The sequence below is a fragment of the Nisaea sp. genome, from assembly GCF_040217065.1.
GTDB lineage: Bacteria > Pseudomonadota > Alphaproteobacteria > Thalassobaculales > Thalassobaculaceae > Nisaea.
This window is the reverse complement of record NZ_JAVJNX010000010.1, coordinates 336,802-358,562: the sequence shown is the minus strand read 5'-3', so window position 1 is coordinate 358,562 and position 21,761 is coordinate 336,802. Positions and strand designations below refer to the sequence as shown.

Annotated in this window: 18 protein-coding genes; 6 read left to right on the top strand and 12 right to left on the bottom strand. The window is 65.7% G+C overall.

Annotated elements, in window-relative coordinates; genetic code table 11:
• Window positions 1-122: 122 nt before the first annotated feature.
• Both RH950_RS17720 and RH950_RS17715 read right to left on the bottom strand, forming a co-directional pair.
• Window positions 123-1,001, bottom strand: a complete 879-nt coding sequence (locus tag RH950_RS17720; protein ID WP_350059061.1) for an isocitrate lyase/PEP mutase family protein — start codon at window positions 999-1,001, stop codon at window positions 123-125.
• 42 nt (window positions 1,002-1,043) lie between these two features.
• Window positions 1,044-1,817: an NADPH-dependent oxidoreductase gene (locus RH950_RS17715; RefSeq protein ID WP_350059060.1), complete on the bottom strand. Its 774-nt coding sequence runs from the start codon at window positions 1,815-1,817 to the stop codon at window positions 1,044-1,046.
• A gap of 172 nt (window positions 1,818-1,989) precedes the next feature.
• On the opposite strand from RH950_RS17715, the gene RH950_RS17710 reads away from it, so the two are divergent.
• Window positions 1,990-2,454 (top strand): flavodoxin family protein, encoded by a 465-nt coding sequence (locus RH950_RS17710; protein ID WP_350059059.1) that lies wholly within the window; start codon window positions 1,990-1,992, stop codon window positions 2,452-2,454.
• 12 nt (window positions 2,455-2,466) lie between these two features.
• Here RH950_RS17710 and RH950_RS17705 read toward each other — a convergent pair whose 3' ends face one another.
• Window positions 2,467-3,195, bottom strand: a complete 729-nt coding sequence (locus RH950_RS17705; protein ID WP_350059058.1) for a DUF599 domain-containing protein — start codon at window positions 3,193-3,195, stop codon at window positions 2,467-2,469.
• A gap of 84 nt (window positions 3,196-3,279) precedes the next feature.
• Window positions 3,280-4,533 (bottom strand): phosphoglycerate dehydrogenase, encoded by a 1,254-nt coding sequence (gene serA / locus RH950_RS17700; protein WP_350059057.1) that lies wholly within the window; start codon window positions 4,531-4,533, stop codon window positions 3,280-3,282.
• Window positions 4,534-4,837: 304 nt separating this feature from the next.
• On the opposite strand from serA, the gene RH950_RS17695 reads away from it, so the two are divergent.
• The gene (locus tag RH950_RS17695; protein ID WP_350059056.1) at window positions 4,838-5,479 is read left to right on the top strand and encodes a PAS domain-containing protein; all 642 of its coding nucleotides are present in this window, start codon (window positions 4,838-4,840) and stop codon (window positions 5,477-5,479) included.
• On the opposite strand, the gene RH950_RS17690 is transcribed toward RH950_RS17695, so the two are convergent.
• Entirely contained in the window at window positions 5,476-6,123 is a 648-nt protein-coding gene (locus tag RH950_RS17690) for a VOC family protein (RefSeq protein ID WP_350059055.1), read from the bottom strand. The genes RH950_RS17695 and RH950_RS17690 overlap by 4 nt on opposite strands.
• Before the next feature lie 353 nt (window positions 6,124-6,476).
• On the opposite strand from RH950_RS17690, the gene RH950_RS17685 reads away from it, so the two are divergent.
• A complete protein-coding gene (locus tag RH950_RS17685; RefSeq protein WP_350059054.1) occupies window positions 6,477-7,715 on the top strand; it encodes a class I SAM-dependent methyltransferase in 1,239 nt (412 codons plus the stop codon).
• A gap of 3 nt (window positions 7,716-7,718) precedes the next feature.
• Here the strand turns inward: RH950_RS17685 and RH950_RS17680 are convergent, their stop codons facing one another.
• The 7 genes from RH950_RS17680 to RH950_RS17650 all read right to left on the bottom strand — a co-directional run bounded on the left by RH950_RS17680 (window position 7,719) and on the right by RH950_RS17650 (window position 16,986).
• A complete protein-coding gene (locus RH950_RS17680) occupies window positions 7,719-9,497 on the bottom strand; it encodes a hydantoinase B/oxoprolinase family protein (protein WP_350059053.1) in 1,779 nt (592 codons plus the stop codon).
• Window positions 9,494-11,572 carry a hydantoinase/oxoprolinase family protein gene (locus RH950_RS17675; RefSeq protein WP_350059052.1) on the bottom strand — a complete coding sequence of 693 codons (2,079 nt, stop codon included), beginning with the start codon at window positions 11,570-11,572 and terminating at the stop codon, window positions 9,494-9,496. The genes RH950_RS17680 and RH950_RS17675 overlap by 4 nt, the downstream gene beginning before the upstream one ends.
• 107 nt (window positions 11,573-11,679) lie before the next feature.
• A complete protein-coding gene (locus RH950_RS17670; RefSeq protein ID WP_350059051.1) occupies window positions 11,680-12,174 on the bottom strand; it encodes a PAS domain-containing protein in 495 nt (164 codons plus the stop codon).
• Between the two features lie 131 nt (window positions 12,175-12,305).
• Window positions 12,306-13,094: a maleate cis-trans isomerase family protein gene (locus tag RH950_RS17665; RefSeq protein WP_350059050.1), complete on the bottom strand. Its 789-nt coding sequence runs from the start codon at window positions 13,092-13,094 to the stop codon at window positions 12,306-12,308.
• An 18-nt stretch (window positions 13,095-13,112) separates the two neighbouring features.
• On the bottom strand, window positions 13,113-14,291 hold the full coding sequence (locus RH950_RS17660; RefSeq protein WP_350059049.1) for a pyridoxal-phosphate-dependent aminotransferase family protein: 1,179 nt from the start codon (window positions 14,289-14,291) through the stop codon (window positions 13,113-13,115).
• A 104-nt stretch (window positions 14,292-14,395) separates the two neighbouring features.
• Complete coding sequence (locus RH950_RS17655) at window positions 14,396-15,088, bottom strand: hypothetical protein (RefSeq protein ID WP_350059048.1); 693 nt, start codon at window positions 15,086-15,088, stop codon at window positions 14,396-14,398.
• Between the two features lie 134 nt (window positions 15,089-15,222).
• A complete protein-coding gene (locus RH950_RS17650) occupies window positions 15,223-16,986 on the bottom strand; it encodes a tetratricopeptide repeat-containing sulfotransferase family protein (RefSeq protein ID WP_350059047.1) in 1,764 nt (587 codons plus the stop codon).
• Window positions 16,987-17,265: 279 nt separating this feature from the next.
• Here RH950_RS17650 and RH950_RS17645 point away from each other — a divergent pair, with 279 nt between their 5' ends.
• From RH950_RS17645 to RH950_RS17635, 3 genes are all read left to right on the top strand, one after another.
• Window positions 17,266-18,288, top strand: a complete 1,023-nt coding sequence (locus RH950_RS17645; protein WP_350059046.1) for a TAXI family TRAP transporter solute-binding subunit — start codon at window positions 17,266-17,268, stop codon at window positions 18,286-18,288.
• Between the two features lie 120 nt (window positions 18,289-18,408).
• A complete protein-coding gene (locus RH950_RS17640; RefSeq protein ID WP_350059045.1) occupies window positions 18,409-20,526 on the top strand; it encodes a TRAP transporter permease in 2,118 nt (705 codons plus the stop codon).
• 231 nt (window positions 20,527-20,757) lie between these two features.
• Window positions 20,758-21,510 carry a sulfite exporter TauE/SafE family protein gene (locus RH950_RS17635; protein WP_350059044.1) on the top strand — a complete coding sequence of 251 codons (753 nt, stop codon included), beginning with the start codon at window positions 20,758-20,760 and terminating at the stop codon, window positions 21,508-21,510.
• The last annotated feature ends 251 nt before the right edge of the window (window positions 21,511-21,761 follow it).

Here is a 21,761-nt window from a genome sequence, read left to right as displayed (position 1 = left end):
GCACGCCGGACTCACCGCGACGGCGCCGGACTTGAGGCCTTCGCGCATAGATAATCATCGGGTCGACCGCTGCCTTCCGGCGGCGCTCCCGAATCGCCGTATCACCTGAATTTCTTGCCGCTTCAGTCCTGCTCAGAGGACCGGCCGAGCACCCGGTCCGCCATCTCCTCGTAGCTGTCCGCACGGGTCACCCGGCGCATCAGATCCGGGGATGCCAGGCCACCGATTTCGGACGGATGCGCCCCGTCCCGCAGGGCCCGGAGCGTCGCTTCCACGGCGGCAACGGCAGCGGCGATCGGCTGGTGTCCCTGCAGCGCGATCCTGACCCGGCGGGCCGAGAGATACTCCCAGTCATCCAGTTCCGACGGGACGCCACCGAGGATCAGCGGCTTGCGGACTGCCTGCGAGACGGCGTCGAGTTCGGCCCGGGTCTTGATGCCGATCAGGAAGATGACGTCGACACCGACATCCTCATAGGCTTTCGCCCTTTCGATCGCGTCCGCCACTCCGTTGATACCGGCGGCACTGGTCCGGCCGGCAATGACAAGTTCGGGATCCTGCCGGCCGGCAAGTGCGGCCCGCATTTTCCCGACCCCCTCATCAAGGCTGAGCAACCGGGGCTTTCCGCCGCTTCCGAAAGGCTCCGGCAGATCCGTATCCTCGATCGAGAGTCCCGCGGCGCCCGCCGTCTCCAGCTCCTCGACCGTCCGGCGCACGTTCAGCGCATTGCCGAAACCGTGATCCGCATCGACCATCAGCGGCAGGCAGCCCGCACGGTTGATGCGGAGCACCAGCCCGGCAAGCTCGCTCAGGGTGAGGACCATGACGTCCGGGTCCCCGAGCACCGCGAGCGACGCAACGGAGCCGCCAAGCATGCCGGCCTCGAACCCGAGATCCTCGGCGATCCGGGCGGACAGGGCATCATGCACCGAGCCCGGCCGGATGCAGCGCTCCCCTGCGATCACGCCGCGAAACCGGCGCCGGCGATCTTTCCAGTCCATTGTGGTCCTCCCCTTACAGTCCGGCCCGGCGGTTACCCCGCTCTAGCGGAAATCAAACCCGAGTTCCTTCAGACGCTCGCGCAGATCGTCCCGCAGCGGCGGAGCGAATTTCTTGTCCATATCGTCGGACCAGGACGCGTCGGTGGTCTCGCGGCCCTGGGAACGATAATGCTTGGCAAGCGCCATATCGTAACTGTCGACGATTGCCGCCGCGTCCGCGCCGGTCCGGCTTTTCCCGTACTGCTCGAAATGCACCACGCTGTCATACTCCATGCGCGGCTTCTGGGCTGGCGCTTCCGCCGGCCAGCCGAGGCACATGCCGAAGACGCAGAAGACCCGCTTCGGCAGGCCGAGAATCCGGGCGACTTCGACCGGCTTGTTCCGGGCACCGCCGATCATCACGCCCTTGAGCCCGAGACTGTCCGCCACGAGATAGGCCGACATGCCGACCAGCCCGGCATCGAGGGCGGACACCAGGCCGGTTTCCAGATTGTTGCTGTCGAGGTTGTGGCCGTTGCGGACAACGGCATTCTCGATCCGGGTAAGATCGGCGCAGAAGGCGAGGAAGACAGGCGCCGTTCCGATGTGCCGCTGGTTGCCGCAGGCCGCCATCAGCGCGTCGCGCCGTTCCTGGTCCCGCACCACGACAACACTGTAGGTCTGGATGTTGGAGGATGTCGGGGCACGGAACGCTGTCTTCAGGATCGTGTCGAGCATGTCCTCGCTGACAGGCTGATCCGTGTATTTGCGGACGCTCACCCGGTTCAGCAGGGTTTCGATCACGTCATTTGAACTGGTGTGTTGGCTGTCAGGCATAGACGGGGAGTCTCCAATGTCGGGGCGCGGGATCAACCGCTGCTGTTGGCGGCAACTCTACGCGGTCGCAACCGGTCTGCAAGCGGCCCTGCCACAATATGGAGCCACAGGCCGGGAATTCCAGCGGTTCTCCATTGGCAAGAATGGGCCTGCATTTGCTAGGATCGGTGAAATGACAAAATCACTTCTCATCGTCGCGCATGCCCCGTCGGACAATACCCGCGCCCTTCTGGACGCGGTCCGCACCGGCGCCGAGGAGGCCGGCGCAGGGTCCGTCAGCGTGACTGTCCTGTCGCCCTTCGATGCCGGGCCGGATGCCGTGCGGGCCTCGGATGCCGTCATTCTCGGGACGACCGAGAATCTCGGCTACATGAGCGGGGCACTGAAGGATTTCTTCGACCGGACCTACTATCCCTGCCTGGAGGAAACCCAGGGCCTGCCCTACGCGCTCTTCGTGCGCGCCGGCCATGACGGCACCGGTACCTGCCGGGCGGTGCAGTCGATCACCACCGGCCTGCGCTGGCGCGCCGTTCAGGAACCGCTTGTCTGCCGCGGCACGTTTGACCCGAAATTCATTGATGACTGCCGCGATCTCGGCGCCGGCATGGCCGCCGGACTCGATGCCGGCATTTTCTAGCGCCGGCATCGATTATGACGGCGTGCGCCGTGCCGCCTGGCTCTGCTCCCGACGCACCGTGTGCAGCGCCCGGGAACGGAATTCCCGGCGATGGAGAACGGCGACGACCCAGAGCGAGGCGGCGATGAAGGCGAACGGGTGCACAAACCAGGTGCAGACCGCCAGGCCGAAATAATAGGAATGAACGCCGCCATTGTAATGCCGGGCGGCCAGGCTGGTGAGTTCCGCAGACACGTCGGCCCGCTCGCGGCCGACCTGCCGCAGATCCTCGAATTCCGGCTGCGGAATCGCGCCCAGCACCACGGCGGCATTGTTATGCAGCCGCATCGACCAGGCCAACCGGAAAAAGGCATTGATGAAGATGAAGATCAGCAGGGCGATCTTCAGACCGAACCGGTCCTGACTTGTTTCGACCAGGAAACGAAACCGGTTCAGCACCGCGACGGCCTGCTCCGACGCCCCGAAGACAGCGGCCAGACCGCCGACCACGAAGATGCTGGTCGAGGCCATGAAGGCCGAGTTCCCGGCAAGCGAGCGCAGGATCTGGATATCGATGATCCGGTTTTCCCGCGTGGCCGCCGCCTCGAGCCAGTCCCGGCGCCAGGCCTGCATCGCCGCCGGCAGACCGTGGCCACGCCTGATCCTGACGGCGACAAACGTCTCGTAGCCAAGCCAGCAGGTTATGAAGATCGCCAGCGCGACCAGATCGTCGCGCCGCAGCATGTCCATGAGTGTATTCATTCCGGCCTCCCCGCCTGCCCGCAACACTAGCCCTGCCGGTCACGGCAGATAAAGGGCCGCGCCGAGCGAGGCCGGAAAATCCGATCAGGTAACCCGGTTGAGCACCCGGGCGCGGATCGTGCCGCCAAGCGCCCGGACCGCCCGGATGACCGTGTCCGCCTCGGACACATGGCCCTCGGCGTCGAGCACGACATAGCCGATCTCGCCGTCGGTCTGGTAATGCTGGGCCGCGATATTGATATTGTGGGCGGCAAACACGTCGTTCAGCCGGCCAAGTTCCCCCGGCAGGTTCCGCTGCACCTGGATGAAGCGGGTGCCTGCAGGCCGGGGCGGCAATTGCACTTCCGGGAAATTCACCGCTCCGGCCGTCGATCCGACATCGGAATATTCGATCATCTTGCGGATGACCTCTTCGCCGATGCGTTCCTGCGCCTCCTCCGTGGAGCCGCCGACATGCGGGGTCAGGATGACATTGTCGAGACCCTGCAGCGGGGACCGGAACGCGTCTGCGTTCGATTTCGGCTCGACCGGGAACACATCCACCGCCGCACCTGCGAGATGGCCGCTTTTCAGCGCCGCCGCCAGTGCGTCGACATCCAGAATGGTGCCCCGGGCATTGTTGATGAGATAGGCACCCGGCTTCATCTTGCCGATCTCGCGCGCGCCGATCATGTCCCTGGTTTCCGGGGTTTCCGGCAGGTGCAGGGAAACCACGTCGGAGGCCTCCAGCAACGCGTCGAGAGTCGCCGCCGGCTCCACATTGCCGTGACTGAGCTTGTCGCTGCGATCGAAATAGATCACCCGCATACCCATGGTCTCGGCAAGATTCGCCAGCTGGGTGCCGATATTGCCGTAGCCGACGATGCCCAGGGTCTTGCCCCGGACCTCCCGGCTGCCCGTCGCCGATTTGTCCCAGCGGCTCTCATGTGCCGCCACCGATCGCGGGAAGACCCGCCGGAACAGCATGACGATCTCCGCAATCGTCAGCTCCGCGACACTGCGGGTATTCGAAAAGGGTGCGTTGAAGACGGGGATGCCCTTGCGCTTCGCCGCCTCCAGATCGACCTGGTTGGTGCCGACCGAAAAACATCCGAGCGCGATCAGCTTGTCGGTCGAGGCAAAGACGCTTTCCGTCATTTTCGTGCGGGAGCGGATGCCAAGCAGCCTGACATCCTTCAGCGCGGCTTTCAGCGCATCTTCCTCGAGCGCCTTCGCCTGCCGCTCGATGCACGGATATCCGGCAAGCTCAAGCTGCCGTATCGCGGTCTCGGAGATCCCCTCAAGCAACAGGAACTTGATCTTGTCTTTCGGCAGGGACGGATTCTGGATCTTGCTCATTCTGGCACGGGCCCGGGTGGTTTTCAGGTGCCTTCCACGTGCCCCATGCGCTTGATCGCACGGCCTCACGGCGGCGGCCGTACTGATATAGCCAGCCCGGTTGAATCGCAAGGCGCCGCCTCATCGCGTGCGCCCCTGCGCCCTGGAAAGAATATCCGGCGGACCGGCAGAACGGTACGAAACCTGCATAACTCTTTAGGTCGTTTACGAATTCGTAAGTCTTTCGATTGAAAATAACGTGGACAGCGAACCTTAAATTCCGTCGGGGGACGGTGCTGCACTGCGGAGTAAGGGGAAGCCATTAATGTCGCGCTGGATCTCGCGCAAACCGGACTATCATGCGGACATCACGGTTGCGCTTCCAAGCTTCGTGACGCGCAGCTGCGCGCTCCTGGCAACAGGATACGCTGAACTCATTCACCAGGGCGGAGGAAGCATCCCCTCCAAGAACGGACTGGATATTTCCAGATTCGGATCCATCATGGCCAACCTTGCCCTGGCGGCCATACGGCTCGAGTCCACCTGCGTCTTTCGGATTGCAGGAGAGGGAATTCGCGAACGGTTCGCTCAGAAACTGGTTGGCATGGATTATTACGATCTTGTCGATCCGGCGCGCCGAAGCCGCGCCATGCAATCGATGGACATGGTCGTCAGCACGCCAAGTGCGTTCCGGGTCGAACTGCTGCAACAATATGAGAATGGCGAGGAGTACCACGCCGAAGCGTGCGCCTTTCCGCTGCTGTCCGGCGAGCCGGGCATTGATGGATTCATCCTTTTTGCCGACGCCGATATCGGCGCTGCGCGGCGCCCGGCAATGGTCCAGCCTGCTCTGCGACAGTCCCTGGTTGTCCGCCGCGAGCTGATCGATCTCGGGTTCGGAGTCGACAGCAGTTTCGAGGACCTGGTGCCCCGGGACATGATGATGCCCACACTGCTCTCACCTTAGCCGATCAGTACAGGCGATCCGTTTGCCCGGGAAATTTCGGCAGCGATCCCGGCCGCGCCCGCTTCAATCCGGACCAGATCCCGCACGCCAAGCCCAGACAGCAATCCGCCCAGCCGGTCAGGCTCGGGATGGTGCAGAACAAGCGTCGCGATCGAAAGGCCGAGATCCGGCATCCGGGTTGCCGGGTGCGGCCCTTCCGGCCACTGAATGAACACCGGCAGGGTGCCGCCTTCCGGCAAATCTCCGTCATCGCGCACCGCAATCCGCCAGGTCAGGTCACCCCGGCTGACCTGAACCGGCCTGCCAAGATCGAGGCCCAGGTCGCGGGCGACGCCTAGCACGGTGTCGAGATCATCCGTCGCGACGACCCAGGCAAGCGGCTTCGGAGTCGCTATCGTCGCTACCCGAACTTCCGGATCGTCCATCCGGTACCAGCGCACCCGCTCCGGATCGGCCTGTTGCGGATCGATGGCGATGATCTCGAGGAAATTGTCCGGCCCGGTCCGGGTCAGCCTGTTATGGGTGCCCATTTTCGGATGCGCGCCACCCGTCGTCATATCGACGCCGAGCGTCTGTTTCGCCCAGTCCGCTCCGGCACCGAGGTCGGCGGCCACAATGGCGAGATGATCGAATACAAGGCGCATACGTGTCACTCCGGCAGAAGAAAAGAGTGCCTAATATAGCGGGTGATATGACCCCTGTATGAGAATGTCACCGAGCCGGCGTCAAGACCAGACGCGTCCGGCGCGCCGATGTTGCGCATGATGTTTGCGGTATGGAAGACCCGGCATCCGACATCCCGTCCGCATGCCGAGCATGCCCGGCAATTATTCCCATTCCTGACTTTCCCCATCGCCAATATAGCGATTTGAAATTTTCGCAGGATTGTCGCATTCTTAACCATATTCGGACCGTGTCATTTCAAGATTGCGGGAATCGGAAAGGTTGACCGCAGCGGTCCACGCCATCGCATTCAGAGCAGATGGGGAGCGGACAGATGTTGTTTGCGGGTCTTCTGTCCCGGATCATCAAGACCGGGACCATTACAGTCATTGGCCCCGGCGGCGCGCGCCGGACCGCCGGATCGGGCGCGCCGCGCGTCACCGTCCGGGTGCATGACCGGGCCACCGATCTGCAGCTTGCACTGCATCCACAGCTTGCCCTCGGTGAAGCCTATATGGACGGGCGGCTGAGCATTGAGGAGGGCAGGCTGTACGATCTGGTCGAGATCGGCATGGTGAATTACCAGCGTCTGGAGGGCCGGCCGCTGCAGCGCGTGATCCATGCCGTCGGGTGCGCGGTGCGCGGTCTGCAGCAATACAACCCGGTCCACCGCGCCCGCCAGAACGTGGCCCATCACTACGATCTCTCGGGCGCGCTCTACGACACCTTCCTCGATCCGCAACGGCAATATTCCTGCGGCTACTTCCCGCAACCCGACATGGGCCTCGATGCCGCCCAGGAAGCGAAGATCCGGCACATCGCGGCAAAGCTTCTACTGCAGCCGGGACAGCGGGTGCTGGATATCGGCTGCGGCTGGGGCGGCCTCGCCATCGCGCTCGCCCGGATGGCCGATGTCGAGGTGATTGGCGTCACCCTGTCCGAGGAGCAGCACAAGAGTGCGGTTGCCCGGGCCGCGGCCTCCGGCCTGTCTGACAAGGTCCGTTTCGAGCTGATGGATTACCGCCTGATCACGGAAAAATTCGACCGGATCGTCTCGGTCGGCATGTTCGAACATGTCGGCGTCAGTCACTATGGCGAATTCTTTGCCAAGGTCCGGGGCACCCTGGCGGAGGACGGCATCGCGCTCCTGCATTCAATCGGCCGGGCCGAAGGGCCCGGATTCACCAATCCCTGGATCCGCCGCTACATCTTCCCCGGCGGCTACTCGCCGGCGCTTTCGGAAGTGTTGCCGGAGATCGAGCAGCAGCGGCTCTGGGTGACCGACATCGAGATCCTGCGCCTGCACTACGCCGAGACCATCCGGCACTGGCGTGACCGGTTCATGACCGGGTGGGACGCCATGGCCGCTCTCTACGACGAGCGCTTCTGCCGGATGTGGGAATTCTATCTGGTCAGCTCCGAACTCGCTTTCCGGCGCTTCGGCCACATGGTCTTCCAGGTGCAAATGGCGCTCGACCAGGAAGCGGTGCCGCTGACCCGCGACTACATCACGGATTATGACCGCGACATGCCGACCGCCTTGCGTGCGGTGCGCCGAAGAGCCGCGCGGTGAGCGTCACCGCTTGCGCAGGGCTGCGGTTGCAATCTGGTCGACGGCCACTGCGAGGGTCGCTTCCGGGTCATCCGGATCGCCCGTCAGGATAACGCCGTACCGGGTGCGCGCGGCCTCTGTCGAGACCAGCCCGTCTCGCCAGTCCCGCCAGACCGTGTCCACCGGCCGGCTCATGGGATCGCCCCAGCCACCGCCGCCCGGGGAGTCCGCCGTCAGGCGGCCCGCGCCCAGGCGTTTGAGACCGAATTTGGGGGCCGGCGCGGGCGCACCGTCACCCTCCTGGACATGCATCTCGCCGGCGGCGCCCCAGCCCCCGCCCTTGACGCCGAAGCCGGTCCGGTAGCGCAGTCCCTCGCCACGAAAGGAATAAAGCGCCGGCGTCTTTATTTCGACATCGTAATGGGCGCCGGTACCACCGCGCCACTGCCCGGCACCGCCGCCGTCGCAGCGCAGTTCCTGGCGGTTGAAATGCACCGGATAGAGCCGCTCATAGGTCTCGGCGTTCGAGATTGTCAGGCCGCCAAGGGTGCAGAGATGGCCGATCTGGTTGAACCCGTCCCGGCCCTCGACCGCGCCGGCCCCGGCCGCCGCCAGCCCGTGATAGAACACATAAGGCCGCCCGTCCGCGCCCTCCGCCCCGGGCTCCCGGCCGGAGGTCACGCCGAAAATGTTCTTCGCCCAGCCGGCGGCGGCCCGGTCCGGCGCCGCCTGGTTCAGCGCCTTCCAGACCGCGTGAATGATCTCGTGCGCCACGAACACCGTGTCCATGGTCGTCGCCGCGCCTTCCCGGGCATTCACCAGGCTGCCCTCCGGCGCCACAATATCGATGACGGAGAAGGTGCCCTCGTTGCGCGGGATCGCCGGATCGAAGAAGGAGGCGAAGGCGGTGTAGACGGCGGAATGGGTGTTCGCCACCGTGGAATTCTTGAAGCCGCGGATCTGCGGATCGGTGCCGGTGAAATCCACCGTCGCCCGGCCCCCGGCGATGGTTACCCGGACCCGGACCCAGATGTCGCGCAGCTCGAAACAATCGTTGTCGCTGCGCTCCTCTCCTTCATAGACGCCGTCCGGCACCTCGGCGAGCGCGGCCCCCATGCGGCCGGCGGCATGGGCGAGGATGCCGTCGAAACAGCCGAGCGCCCGCGCGACGCCGAGCTCCGTCACCAGGCGGGCGACCTGCTCGGCGCCGATCCTGGTCGAGCCCAGCATGGCGCCGAGATCGCCTTCCAGCAGATCCGGCGTCCGGGTGTTCAGCAGCAGCAGCTTCCAGAGATCGCGCCGCACCTTTCCGGCCTCGATCAGCTTCAGCACCGGCAGCCGCACCCCCTCCTGCCAGACCTCGGTCGCCTCCGGATTGTAGGTCCCCGCCGCGCCGCCGCCGATATCGGACTGGTGTGCCCGGTTGCAGACCAGCGAGACAAGGCGGCCCTCGACGAAAACGGGACGCGCGATGACCCAGTCGGGCAGATGGTTGCCGCCGGCCGCCCAGGGGTCGTTCAGAAGGAAGACGTCGCCATCCGCGATATCGCCCTCGAAATCGCGCAGGATCGCACGCGCCGCGAAGCCGCCGCCGCCGCTATGGATCGGAATGCCGTCGGCCTGGGCCGTCACCCGCCCGTCCGGTCCTGCAATGAAACAGGTGAAGTCGTGCGCCTGGCTGAAGATCGGGCTGCGTGCGGTCCGGACCATGACATGGCCCATCTGCTGCGAGATATGGTCGAGCCGGTTCTGCGTCAGAGCAAGAAGGACCGGATCGGCGGCCTTTGTCACTGCCGCGCTCATGCCGCGTCCTCCCTGTCCGCGAAAGTGATGAGATAGTTGCCCGCCCGATCCACCGTCACCCGGTCGTCCGGCCCGGCGAAGATCGTCGTCGTCTCCTCCTCGATCAGCAGGGGTCCGGAGAGGACATGGCCGGGCAGCAAGGCAGAACCGCGATAGATCTCCGCCATCAGGGTGCCCCGGCGCGCATCGATGAAGACCGGCCGGCGCTCGACCGGCGCGGCCGGCAGCGTGGCCGGCGGCACTGTCGCGGCGGCCAGAGGCGGCAGCAGTCCCCTGCCGACAACGCGCAGCGCGGCGATCAGGATCCGCCCGCCCGGCACCAGATGGCCGAAACGCTGCTCGTATTCCCGCTCGAAGCTGTCCCGGATCTCGGCCGGGCCATGCTCCGGCGCCACCGGAATGCGCAGGTCCCATTGCTGGCCGTCATAGCGCAGGTCGAGTTCCCGCTCGGTCCGCATCGCCTCAGGCGCGAAACCTTCCTCCGAAAGCAAAGCCCGTGCCCGCGCCTCAAGCGCGCGAAACCGGGCCTCGATAGGTTGTTCCGGAATCGTATCGAGTTCCTGGAAATGCACATCCATGAAATCCTGCCGCACGTCGGAATGCAGCATGCCGAGCGCACAGAAGGCACCGGCCTGGCGCGGCACATAGACCGCCGCGCAGCCGAGACGGCGGCCGACGGGCGCTCCGTGCATCGGCCCGGCCCCGCCGCAGGCGACCAGCCGGAAGCGGCGCGGATTCTCTCCGCGCTGCACCGAGATGCGCTCCACCGCATGCAGCAGGTTCTGCTCCACCAGCCGGATGATCCCGGCCGCGCCCTGTTCAACCGAGAGGCCGAGCGGCTCTGCCACCCGGCTGCGCACCGCGTCCCGTGCCTTTTCCAGATCCAGGGTGACGGAGCCGCCGGCATAGGCGCCGGGCTTCAGCCGGCCGAGCACCAGATTGGCGTCGGTCACCGTCGGCTCCGTTCCGCCCAGACCGTAACAGGCCGGCCCCGGATCGGCGCCCGCGCCTGCCGGCCCGGCAAACAGCATGCCCGCAGCATCGACCCCGGCGATGGTCCCGCCGCCGGCGCCGACCGTGTGGATATCGACCGAGGGAATGACGAGGTCGTAATCGGCAACCGAGAGCGCGTCGGTGATGGCGATCCGGCCGGCGCCCATCAGCATGACGTCGCAGCTGGTACCGCCGATTTCCATGGAGAGCAGGTCATCATGCCCGGAGACCTCCGCCAGATGCCGCATGGAGCCGACCCCGGCCGCCGGACCGGACAGGATCAGGTTGACCGGCCGTTCGGCGATCTGGCCGACCGAGACCGCGCCGCCGTTCGATTGCAGCATGAACAGCCTGTGCCGCAGGCCACCCGCCGCCAGCGTCGCCTCGAGCGCCTCCAGGTACCCGACGACGCGCGGCGCCACATAGGCGCTGACCACCGTGGTCGAGCTGCGCTCATATTCCCCGATGATCGGCGCGACGGCGCTGGACCGGGCGATCCAGTCCCCGCCCCAGCTCTCCGCGACCGCGACGGCCGCTGCCTCCTCGTGTGCCGAATTGGCGAAGGCGTTCATCAGGCAGATCGCCACCGCCTCCACCCCCTCGGCCCGGAACCGTTCCCCGGCCGCCCGGACCTGATCGAGATCGAGCGGCACCAGCTCCTTGCCGTGCGTATCCAGCCGTCCGGCAACGGGCCGGCGCAGAGAGCGCGGCACCAGCACCTCGGGATAGGGCGAGCGGTGGTCCCAGGGATTGCTCCGGATGCCGCGCCGGATCTCCAGGGAATCCCGAAACCCCTCGGTGGTCAGCAGCCCGACGCGCACGCCCTTGCGCTCCAGCAGGGTGTTGGTCGCAACCGTCGAGCCATGCGCGAAGAAGGCGCACTGGCCGAGAAAATCACCCTGGCTCAGCCCCAGATCCGCCGCCACCTTCGCCACCGCGTTCATCACGCCACGGGCCGGGTCGGCGGGCACGGAGGGCACCTTGAACACATGCAGCGCGCCATCCGCACCGGCAACGACCATATCGGTGAAGGTGCCCCCGACATCGACGCCGATCCGCCAGGGGGCTTTCAGGAAAATCATCAAAAAGGACTCTCGGGAGCCGTGAGAAATGCGGCGGCTACTGTGGCGTGGCCGGGATACCGAACGCAAGAAAAGCCATCAGCCGGAGCGAAAGACTGTGCTCGGGGTCAGCGGAAGCCGGACGGGCCAAGCTTGTCCAGAGCGTATTGACCAACCAGCAAAACCCCCAGGGTCTTGTCGACGGTATGGCCGTCCGAGGCCAGAGGCGCATGGACCGAGCGAAAGCTGCGCCAGCTCTGGTCCGGGGCCCAGGCGACCTGGCCCTTGCGCAGAACCGGACGGCGCGCCTCGACCACCTCGCGAAACTCGGCAATTACCGCAGCTCTGGGCACATCGTAAGAGCATTGGGACATCCACCGCCCGGTATAGTCCCGGCCCAGCGCCCGGCTGATCTCCACCCCGACCAGGCGGTACCGGAAATCCGCGCCACCGTCGATCACGTCGAGGATCAGCACATGGCCGAACCACTCGCGCAGATCCTCCGGCACGAAGGCGCTCCGGGACGGCATCGGCTGTCCGTTGCGGCGCTCCTGCCAAAGATCGATGAATCTCTGGATCGATGGCTCGTCACTCTGGACAACGGTGTCGTACTGCCAACTCACACAAGCATTCCTCATGCTCGGGTCTCGATCCGAAATACCTTACCCGAAAATCGCGCAAAAAAAATCCGGTAAGAGAGTCACCGCCCCTGTCTCACGGTTCAGACAGCCGGCCTCCGCCCCATGCGCGACGATCAACGCCCGAACAGGCTCCCGTATCCCTCGATATCCGGCCGCAGCCCGGCCAGCCGCAGGCAATGCCAGAGGCTCGCCTGATTCGCCGAGATCACGGGACGCCGCAGATCCTCTTCCAGCGCCGCCAGGATCCCGACACAGCGGAAGCCGGTGCCGAGAATGAGCACCCCGTCGGCGTCGTCCGGACAGGCGGCCTTGATCTGGCTGTAGAGCGGCTCGACCTGCTGCGCGAAGCCGAGACCCTTGGGATACATCTCGGCGAAGGGCACATCGCGCCAGCCGGGGCCCGGATCGTGACGCAGCATGCCGGCCGGCTCGATCCCGTGATCGCGGAAATAGCCGAGACCGACGGCGAGCGTGGCGTCGTTGAACCAGGGCGGCAGGACCAGGAACGGGCTTTTGACCGCGGCGGCCTTCAGGGCGGCAAAACAGTCGAGCGCGTTGGTGGTGACCGGGATATCGGGCCCGAGTATGTCCGACAGGCTCTGCACCACCGCTTCGTCCCAGCCCTTGCCGCCGACCAGGCTGCTGGAACTGTGGCCGAGCACCACCGCCGACAGCCGCATGGAGGCGAATTGCCGTGCACCGTGTTCCAGATCCTCCGACAGGGTGACCCGGGTCCGGTCCGCATCCCAGGCTGCCCAGGGTGCGGGTGCCGTCACACGGGCGGCATGGACCGAGGTATGGGGCGGCAGCATGGCCCACCATTCCGCTTCCGGAACGGCCTCACTGCCGACGATGAACATGCCGACGCGGGCCTTCCAGCCCCAATTATCCGGTGCCGTCATCCACCGCTCCCCCTTGTTTTATCCTGCGAATGCTGCTTTCGCCGCTGCAAGTGCAGCGTCTTTATCGGCGCTGGCACCAAGATCGGCAAGGGCAGCGGAGATCTGCTCCAGATCCATCAGGATATCGGCCGCGTCGACCCAGCCCATGGTGCCGATCCGGACCAGGCGGTCCTTCAGATCCTCGAACCGGGTGCCGGCGATCATGCAGTTGTAGCGCGTTGCCAGATGGTCGATCAGTGCCGGGGCGGAAACGCCCTCCGGCGTTTTCACCACAACCAGCGTCGGGCTCGACGTGCCGGTCGGGAAGACCAAGAAGCCCAGCGCCTCGAGCCCGGCGGTGAGCGCCCGGTTGAGCCGCAGGTGCCGGGCCAGCACCGCGTGCAGCCCCTCCTCGCCGATCATGGTCAGGGACGCGTCGAGGGCGTTCAGCATGGCGACCGGCGCCGTATAGGTCGGCTCGCCCTTCTCCGCCATCGGCCGGAACCGGCGATAGTCGAAATAGCCGCGCGGGCCGCGATCATCGCGGTCGATGATGCCCCAGGCCTTCTCGCTGATGCTGGCGATGCCGAGGCCGGGCGGGCACATCAGGCATTTCTGCGAAGCGGAAACCACGATATCGACGCCCCATTCATCGGCCCGCAGCTCGGCGCCGCCAAGGCCGCTGACACTGTCGCAGACCAGGACTGAGTCCGTTTCCGCAACGATCCCTCCGAGGGCCTTCAGGTCGGTCAGCGCTCCGGTCGAGCTTTCGCTATGCACCGTCAGCACGGCGGCATATTTATTCTGCCCAAGCGCCCGGCGCACACCGTCGAGATCCACCGGATCGCCGACCGGCGTCACCACTTCGTCGACTTCGGCGCCGATGCCCTCGGCCAGGCGCCGGAACACCGGCCCCCACTGGCCGTTTGTCGCGATCAGCACCCGCTGGCCGGGGCCGGCGACATTGATGACGCCGGATTCCATGGCACCGATGCCGGTCGAGGCAAAAATAAAGGGCGGCACGCCGGCACGGCCGAGCATGGGTTGCAGCCTGTCCTGGATCGCCCTGAAGCGGGCCAGAAATGCGGGACCGCGATGGGCGATCATCGGCTGCGCGGCGGCTTGAAGGACGCGGCCGGGAACGGCGGTCGGACCGGGCAGGCGCAGGCGGTAGGGCAAGGATGCCCCGGTGCTGGAGGCGGACATGGCGTTGCTCATGAAATGGATCCCGGGATGCGGAGACCCGCCATGGAAGCAGCGCGGGAATGCCGGCGCAAGGGGACAGTCCGGAAAGAAGGACCGGCAGAAAAGGCACGGGCGCGTCAGAGCAGCAGAAAATCCTCGGCGCTCTGGATCACGGGCCGGCTGACCTCATCCATCGGGAAGAAACCGGCAGCCGGGCCGGTCGTTTCCGCCGCCGGTACATCGGGGTCTGTCGTCCGGCGGAAGGGATGATCCGGCCCGATCCCGTCGAGGCCGGCTGCATCCGCCGGCGCCGCCGCGGACGCCCCGGCTCCGCGCATGGGGGAAAGTAACGGTGATCCCCCGGTTCCGGATATCCCGGCCGACTCCGCAACCGTGCCTACCAGGTCAATCTCGTAGACATCCGCAGGCGGCGGCTGCACCAGGGCCGCGGCATCGATCTCGTCATGGCTGCTTTCATCACCGAAGGCCGCTACCAGCCGGCCGATCGCGGCAATGGCCCCGTCATCGCCCGGTCCGCCGACCAGGCTGCCATTCTCGACCACGATATCCTCGGGCCGGACCTCCTCCGCCTCCGGCAGGTGCCCGCCGGACGCGCGCGGATGCGGCGGGTCGGAGGCCCGGCGGTAACCGGCAAAATCCTCGCCATCGAGATTGCGCGCGAGAACCTGCTGCGACCAGCTGCCCGGCGCCAGCCCCTGCTGCCAGAATCCGAAACTGTTCATCTGGATGCCGCCCGTCCCGGCAACCGCCGGCTCGAGGGTCCGGGGCGCATCCGGAATGTCGGAGTCCCGTCGTTCGGCAAATGCCATGGGCAACTGCTTCCGTCACATGTTCAGACCCGCCAAGAGGCGCGCCTCTGTCGGGGCGTGAGGTAAGCAAAAAGCACGCCAAACCTGAAGTTCATCAAAAAAGGCCGGTCCGGCACCGGGCGTTGAACCTGGACTTAATCGTCGCCGTGCGGGGAAACCTTCGGATCGGCGTAGCCGAAATGCTCGGCATAGGGCGCAAGCGTATCCAGATACGGCGCCATCTGGTCCCGGTACCGCACCCAGCGGCCAACGGCGCGCGTATAGATCGGCTCGGAAACCTGCCGGAAGCTGGGGGTCCGGATCATCCCGCGCGCCTTGGCGTGCGCCGTGTGGTCGAGAACCGCGTCGGTCCAGTCGAGGCCGAGGAAATCGGTCACCCGCCGGGCAGTTCCTTCCGTGTCCGCAACCAGATCCTCGTAGCGCACGGCAATATGCGCGGGCGACAGCACCCGCTCGATCTGCTGCCACAGCGCCATGACGCGCGCATAGAAACCGGCGGCCCCTGCCATCGAGGTGAAACTGGCCATCGCCGAATTGAGCTTGATGGACTGCATGAAACAGCTCAGGCAGCAGTCGCAGGGATGGCGCAGGGACAGGATCACCTTGGCATTCGGATAGAGCCTGAGGGCAAGCGGCAGATAGATGATGTTGAGCGGCAACTTGTCGATCACCACGCGCGGCCGGTCTTCGCCAGCCCAGCGCGCCAGCTTGGCCCGGTATTCCGCCCGCAGCCGGTCGGCCTCGGCCTCGTCCAGCGCGGCAATCCGTTCCGCCAGCGTGCCCTCGCCCCGCGCCGCGAAGCCGGCCCCGACGCTGGACAACACGGGCTGTTCCTCGATCACCTGCGCATCCGGATGGGCATCCAGAATCTGGTCCAGCAAGGTCGTCCCGGAACGGGGGAAGCCGACCATGAACACGGCCGGCGGTTCCGCCTCCGACAGAGGCGCCCAGCGCGCCGGCCATCCGTCAGACACCGCCCCCGCAAAGGCATCGAGCGTATTCAGGAACAGACGCGGATCGGCGGCCCCCGCCGGCGCCCGCTGGACCGCGACCCTGTTGCCCCGCTCGAACCGCGTCCAGGCCTCACCATACCGCCCGAGCCGGTCGAGAACGGTCCCGAGTTCGAACTCGACGGCATCGCGCCCGGCCTCGCCGTCGATCTCCTCGGGCAAGGCCTGCAGACGGTGCAGCGCGCTTTCAAGATCGCCCCGGCGCCGCTCGACAATCGCGAGGAACAAGGCACTCACGTGATCCCCGGCATCGATGAGCAGGGCCCGGCGGGCCGCTCTGCCGGCAAGGTCGAGCTTCGACAGGGTCTCGGCCAGGCCGGCCATGCGGCGCCAGGCCAGATTGCCGCCCGGAGCGGCAATCACGGCCCGCCGCAATTCGATCTCCGCGGCCCTCTCCCGGCCGGATTCCCGCAGGATCACGGCAAGATTGACCCGCACCCAATCCATGCCCGGATCGGCCCGCAGGGCGTCCCGGGCAACCCGTTCGGCCTCCCCGGACCGCCCCAGATCCTGGTAACTGCTGGCCAGGGCGCCGAGCGCTTCCGCCTTGCCCGGATGGGTGAGCGCCCAGAGCGCCGCCGCCCTGTGACGGCCGGCCAGGGGCTCGGCCGTGGAGGCCGCGGTCAGCAAAGCCGTCGCCGGCGGGGAGGCCGGATCAAGCAGCATCGCCCGCCGCGCCGCTGTCAGGGCAAGCCCGGCCGCCCCGGCCCGCAGACCCGCCGCAGCCGCCTGAACCCATCCCCCCACCGCCGCCGGATGGCGCCGGGCCACATGCATGAACCCCTCCGCCGACCCCGCCAGGTCGCCGCGCTCGAACGCCGCCTGGGCCTGGGCCATCAGGCGGCGGGTTTCGGTCAGGTAGTCTGGATCGGCGGCAAAGGCGGACATCGGGTAAACTCTTCGGTGATTCACCGTGAGAGTAATCCATCAGCCGCGCCCGGCGATAGCCATCGCGTTGCGGCCGCGCGAGCGCTGAAACAGGGTGTCGTGAGCTTCGTGGCCCGCAAGGATCTTCCTGACCGCATGGACCTGCCCGATCCATGAAATGCCCGAAAATGGAAAAGAATAACTAGAGCTTGATGCGGGATATCGTTGGCCCCATTTTCACCGCACGGGCCCATTCGGCGAACCCGAAACAGACACAGAAAAGACACAGGGAGTGTAAGAATGAACTTTCGTCCATCACGCGTGATCACGGCCGGGGCCGTTGCTCTCGGGATTACGTTGAGTGCCGGAATGGCCTCCGCCCAGGAAGCTAAGAACTATATCCTGTCGACCGCGTCGACCGGCGGCACCTACTATCCGGTCGGCGTGGCGCTCGCCACCCTGACCAAGGTCAAGCTGGAGCCGAAGACCAAGATCGGCATGTCCGCCATCTCCTCGGCCGGATCTGGCGAGAACGTGAAACTGCTGCGCGACGGCGAGGCCCAGTTCGCCATTCTCCAGGGGCTCTTCGGCTATTATGCCGCCACCGGCACCGGTCCTGTCGCCGCCGACGGCCCGCAGACCAAACTGCGTTCCGTCAGCATGCTGTGGCAGAATGTCGAGCATTACGTCGTCGCCGCCGACAAGGCGAAGACCGGCACCATGGCCGACTTCGTCGCCCTGAAGGGCCAGGCCGTCGCGATGGGTGCCAAGAATTCCGGCACGATCGGCTCCAACCGTACCATCCTGTCCGGGTTCGGCCTGGACATGGACAAGGATTTTGAACTGATGTACGGCGGATATGGCCCGTCGGTCGCCGCCCTGCAGGACGGCAAGGTTGCCGGTGCCGGCGTGCCCGGCGGCGTTCCCGTCGGCGCGCTTGTCCAGCTGATGTCGACCGCGGGCGACCGTGTGAAGATGCTGACCATGACCGACGAGGAAATGAAGAAGGCCGACAGCGGGCGCGGCCTCTGGGTCCCGTACACCATCCCGGCCAACTCCTATCCCGGCCAGACAACGGACATCCAGACCGTCGCCCAGCCGAACTTCCTGGCCACGACGGCGGATATTCCGGAAGAAGATGTCTATCAGATCACCAAGACGATCTTTGAAAATCTCGGCTTCCTGAACGCCATCCACGCCGCCACGAAGGCGATGGCGATCGACAAGGCGATTGCCGGCCTGCCGGTGCCGCTGCATCCCGGTGCCGCGCGCTATTACAAGGAAGTCGGGATCACCATCCCCGACCACCTGATCGCCAAATAAAAACACCGACCGTTTGACTATCATCGGACAGGTTGACCGGAGGCCGGATTGCGCGGCCTCCGGTTTTTCGAATCCGGCATCAAGCCGGTGCGAGAAAAAACACCACGGGCAGGGTTACAGATGAATCTCGAGAACGCCGAAGACGTTGACGTCAGGAAAAGGTCGAAGACCGAAGCCGCCATCCTCTTTCTTGCTGTCGGCATCGCGCTTTTCCATATCTGGATGAACACGCTGGGCACGCTGCCCACCCTGTTCCAGAACGGCTTCCATTTCGCCGGGTTTGCGCTGCTCTGCGGTCTCGTGACCTCTGTCTCGAAAAAACCCTGGGCCCAGCAGCCGCTGGTCCGGGCCCTCGATATCGGCTTCGGGATTCTTGTCGCCATCGCCGCGCTGTATATCGTGAATGCCGAAAGCGCGATCTATGATCGCGGCGTCCGGCTCTCGTCTCTCGACTGGGTCATGGGATCCATCTGCATCATCGGAGCGATCGAATTCACCCGCCGCACGACCGGGATGATCATTCCGGTGCTGATCGTCACGGCCCTCGCCTATATCTCCTGGTTCGGCGCCTATGTGCCGGGCGTCTTCCGGTTTTCCGGGCTGCAGCCCGAGACCCTGATGTTCCGCTCGATGTATGGCGACGATGCGCTGTTCGGCAGCATTGCCGGGATCTCCTCGACCTTTGTCTTCATGTTCATCCTGTTTGGCGCCTTCCTGCTGAAATCGGGAGCGGGCAACTTCATCGTCAATATCTCCAGGACGGTTGCCGGCAAGCTTGTCGGCGGACCCGGCCTGGTGGCGGTGATCGCCAGCGGCCTGACGGGCACGATTTCGGGGTCCGCCGTCGCCAACACGGCATCGACCGGCGTCATCACGATTCCGATGATGAAAAAGGCCGGTTTCAAGCCGCAATTCGCCGGCGGCGTGGAAGCCGCCGCCTCCACCGGCGGGCAATTGATGCCGCCCATCATGGGCGCCGGTGCCTTCGTCATGGCCTCCATCACCCAGCTGCCCTACACCACCATCGTGCTGGTCAGCATCCTGCCCGCCATCCTGTATTTCCTGACCGTCGCCTTCTTCGTCCGGATCGAGGCGCGCAAGGTCAATGCCGTGCTGCCGCCGGAGGAGAATGCGCCGACCGTCTGGCAGGTCTTCAGGGAAGGCGGCCCGCCCTTCATCATCCCGGTCGCCCTGCTGATCGGCATGCTGGTCATCGGCTACACGCCGACCTATGCCGCCGGGTACGCCATCCTGACCTGTATCGCGGCCTCCTGGCTGACCCCGAACCGCATGGGCCTGAAACAGATCATCGCCGCCCTCGAGCTCGGCTCGCGGAACATGATCATGACCGCCATCCTGCTGTGCTCCGTCGGCCTCGTCGTCAATGTCATCGCCACGACCGGGCTCGGCAACACCTTCTCGCTGATGATCACCAGCTGGGCCGGGGGATCCCTGTCCATCGCCATCATCCTGGTGGCGCTGGCCTCCCTCGTCCTGGGCATGGGCCTGCCGGTGACCGCCGCCTATATCGTGCTCGGCACCCTTTCCGCCCCCGCCCTCAACCAGCTGATCCTGCAGGACCAGCTGATCGAACAGCTGGTCAGCGGCACCCTGCCGGACACGGCCAAGGCGATCTTCATGCTGACCGCGCCCGACTCCATCGCGGCCCTCGCCGGCCCGATGCCGTTCGACCAGGCCCATGCGCTGATCAAGGGCATGCCGTTTGAAAGCCTGTCCCTGCTGTATGACACGGCCTTCACCGCCCCCGTGCTGGCGACCGCCCTGCTGTCGGCGCACATGATCGTGTTCTGGCTGTCCCAGGACAGCAACGTGACCCCGCCCGTCTGCCTGGCCTCCTTCACCGCCGCCGCCATCGCCAAATCGCCGCCGATGCTGACCGGATTCTATTCCTGGAAAATCGCGAAAGGGCTGTATTTCGTCCCCTTCCTGATCGCCTTCACGCCGCTGATGAGCGGCAACTGGCCGGAGATGCTGGAAGTGTTCGGGTTCGCCGTTTTCGGTTTCTGGGCGCTCTGCGCTGCCCTGGAAGGCCATTGGGAGAACAGGATGAATCTGCTCGAGCGGGCGGTGATCGGCGCCGTCGGCTTCGCCCTGATGTGGCCGGCCCATCTCTATATCAACATCGCCGCGCTGGCCGTGTTTGCCGTGGTTTTCTATCTCAACAAACGCAAGCCCTGGCCCCATGCCAATGCGGAGATGGGCGCGCCGAGCACATAACGCGTCCTGTCCGCCGCCGGGGCCTCGGCCATCAGGCTCCATAATGGCAGGCTGCAGCCCCTGACCGGCACGGCGTCGAGACAACCGGCGCACGCTGTCGAGGTCAGGGGTGCGTCCCCGCCATGGTGACGTAGACGCATTACAGCCTCGGGTCATCCAGGCCTGAGGATGGCAGGCTCGGTTTGCACCCAACTGCGGGGTCGGCTCTTATACGGGCCGGGAGACAGATCCATGGGCACCGGCCTCACCCTCATCATCTGCGCGGTCATGGTCTCGACCACATTCCTGTCCGGGCTGTTCGGCATGGCGGGCGGGCTGGTCCTTGTTGGCGTGTTGTTCGCGTTGCTGCCGGTGCAGGACGCCTTGACGCTGCACGGGATCACCCAGCTCGCGTCCAATCTCTGGCGCGCGGCGATGTGGTGGCGCTTTATCCGGCCGCGCACCGCCATCGGCTACATGATCGGCTGCCTGATCGTGCTCGGGGCGTGGACGCTGTGGCAATATATCCCGAGCAAGGCGGTGGCCCTCTTGTTGCTGGGTGTGCTGCCGTTCCTCAGCCGGTTGCTGCCGAGCAGGATCCGCGGCAACCCGGAGACGGTGCTGGGCGGGCTCGCCTACGGGCTGTTATGCATGGTGCTGATGCTGGTCACCGGTGTGGCCGGGCCGGTGCTCGATCAGTTTTTCCTGAACGGCAAGCTCGACCGGCGGGAAATCATCGCCACCAAGGGCGTCTGCCAGGTGGCGGGGCACGCCTTGAAGGTGCTGTATTTCGGGTTCCTGCTGGACAGCAGCGCCAGCATCGATCCGACCCTCGCCATCCTCGCCGTCGGCTCGGCCCTGCTCGGGACATGGCTTGCCAAGCCTGTGCTCCAGGCGATGTCCGACACCACCTATCGCCGTTGGGCCGGGCATATCGTGACAGTTGTGTCGCTGTATTACGTCGGCTACGGCGGCTGGCTGATCGCCGACGTCTATCTGCCCTGATGCGTCACGCGACGCAGAAGGGCCGGAACCCGGGGCCGCGCCCGGTCTCTTGAGCCGGTCCACCCTGAAATCTCGCTGTCGGAACAGGCATTGCGCCGCCAAGACCGGGAAAACCGTGCCCGGTCATATCCCGGACCTGGTTCAGGAGGCGGCGCCATCCTCGGAAGACAAGCCGGACGCACCGGGCATGACGGCCGCAATCCCGTTGGCAAGGCGACGCTGCTGGTCTATGGGATGTAGGCGGTCATTCA

Coding starts and splice junctions, on each gene's coding strand:
- RH950_RS17720 (WP_350059061.1), bottom strand. CDS start 1,001: ATGGACTGGAAAGATCGCCGGCGCCGGTTTCGCGGCGTGATCGCAGGG.
- RH950_RS17675 (WP_350059052.1), bottom strand. CDS start 11,572: ATGATTTTCCTGAAAGCCCCCTGGCGGATCGGCGTCGATGTCGGGGGC.
- RH950_RS17685 (WP_350059054.1), top strand. CDS start 6,477: ATGTTGTTTGCGGGTCTTCTGTCCCGGATCATCAAGACCGGGACCATT.
- RH950_RS17655 (WP_350059048.1), bottom strand. CDS start 15,088: ATGGCATTTGCCGAACGACGGGACTCCGACATTCCGGATGCGCCCCGG.
- RH950_RS17690 (WP_350059055.1), bottom strand. CDS start 6,123: ATGCGCCTTGTATTCGATCATCTCGCCATTGTGGCCGCCGACCTCGGT.
- RH950_RS17650 (WP_350059047.1), bottom strand. CDS start 16,986: ATGTCCGCCTTTGCCGCCGATCCAGACTACCTGACCGAAACCCGCCGC.
- RH950_RS17705 (WP_350059058.1), bottom strand. CDS start 3,195: ATGAATACACTCATGGACATGCTGCGGCGCGACGATCTGGTCGCGCTG.
- RH950_RS17640 (WP_350059045.1), top strand. CDS start 18,409: ATGAATCTCGAGAACGCCGAAGACGTTGACGTCAGGAAAAGGTCGAAG.
- RH950_RS17715 (WP_350059060.1), bottom strand. CDS start 1,817: ATGCCTGACAGCCAACACACCAGTTCAAATGACGTGATCGAAACCCTG.
- RH950_RS17710 (WP_350059059.1), top strand. CDS start 1,990: ATGACAAAATCACTTCTCATCGTCGCGCATGCCCCGTCGGACAATACC.
- RH950_RS17680 (WP_350059053.1), bottom strand. CDS start 9,497: ATGAGCGCGGCAGTGACAAAGGCCGCCGATCCGGTCCTTCTTGCTCTG.
- RH950_RS17645 (WP_350059046.1), top strand. CDS start 17,266: ATGAACTTTCGTCCATCACGCGTGATCACGGCCGGGGCCGTTGCTCTC.
- RH950_RS17665 (WP_350059050.1), bottom strand. CDS start 13,094: ATGACGGCACCGGATAATTGGGGCTGGAAGGCCCGCGTCGGCATGTTC.
- RH950_RS17695 (WP_350059056.1), top strand. CDS start 4,838: ATGTCGCGCTGGATCTCGCGCAAACCGGACTATCATGCGGACATCACG.
- RH950_RS17660 (WP_350059049.1), bottom strand. CDS start 14,291: ATGAGCAACGCCATGTCCGCCTCCAGCACCGGGGCATCCTTGCCCTAC.
- serA (WP_350059057.1), bottom strand. CDS start 4,533: ATGAGCAAGATCCAGAATCCGTCCCTGCCGAAAGACAAGATCAAGTTC.
- RH950_RS17635 (WP_350059044.1), top strand. CDS start 20,758: ATGGGCACCGGCCTCACCCTCATCATCTGCGCGGTCATGGTCTCGACC.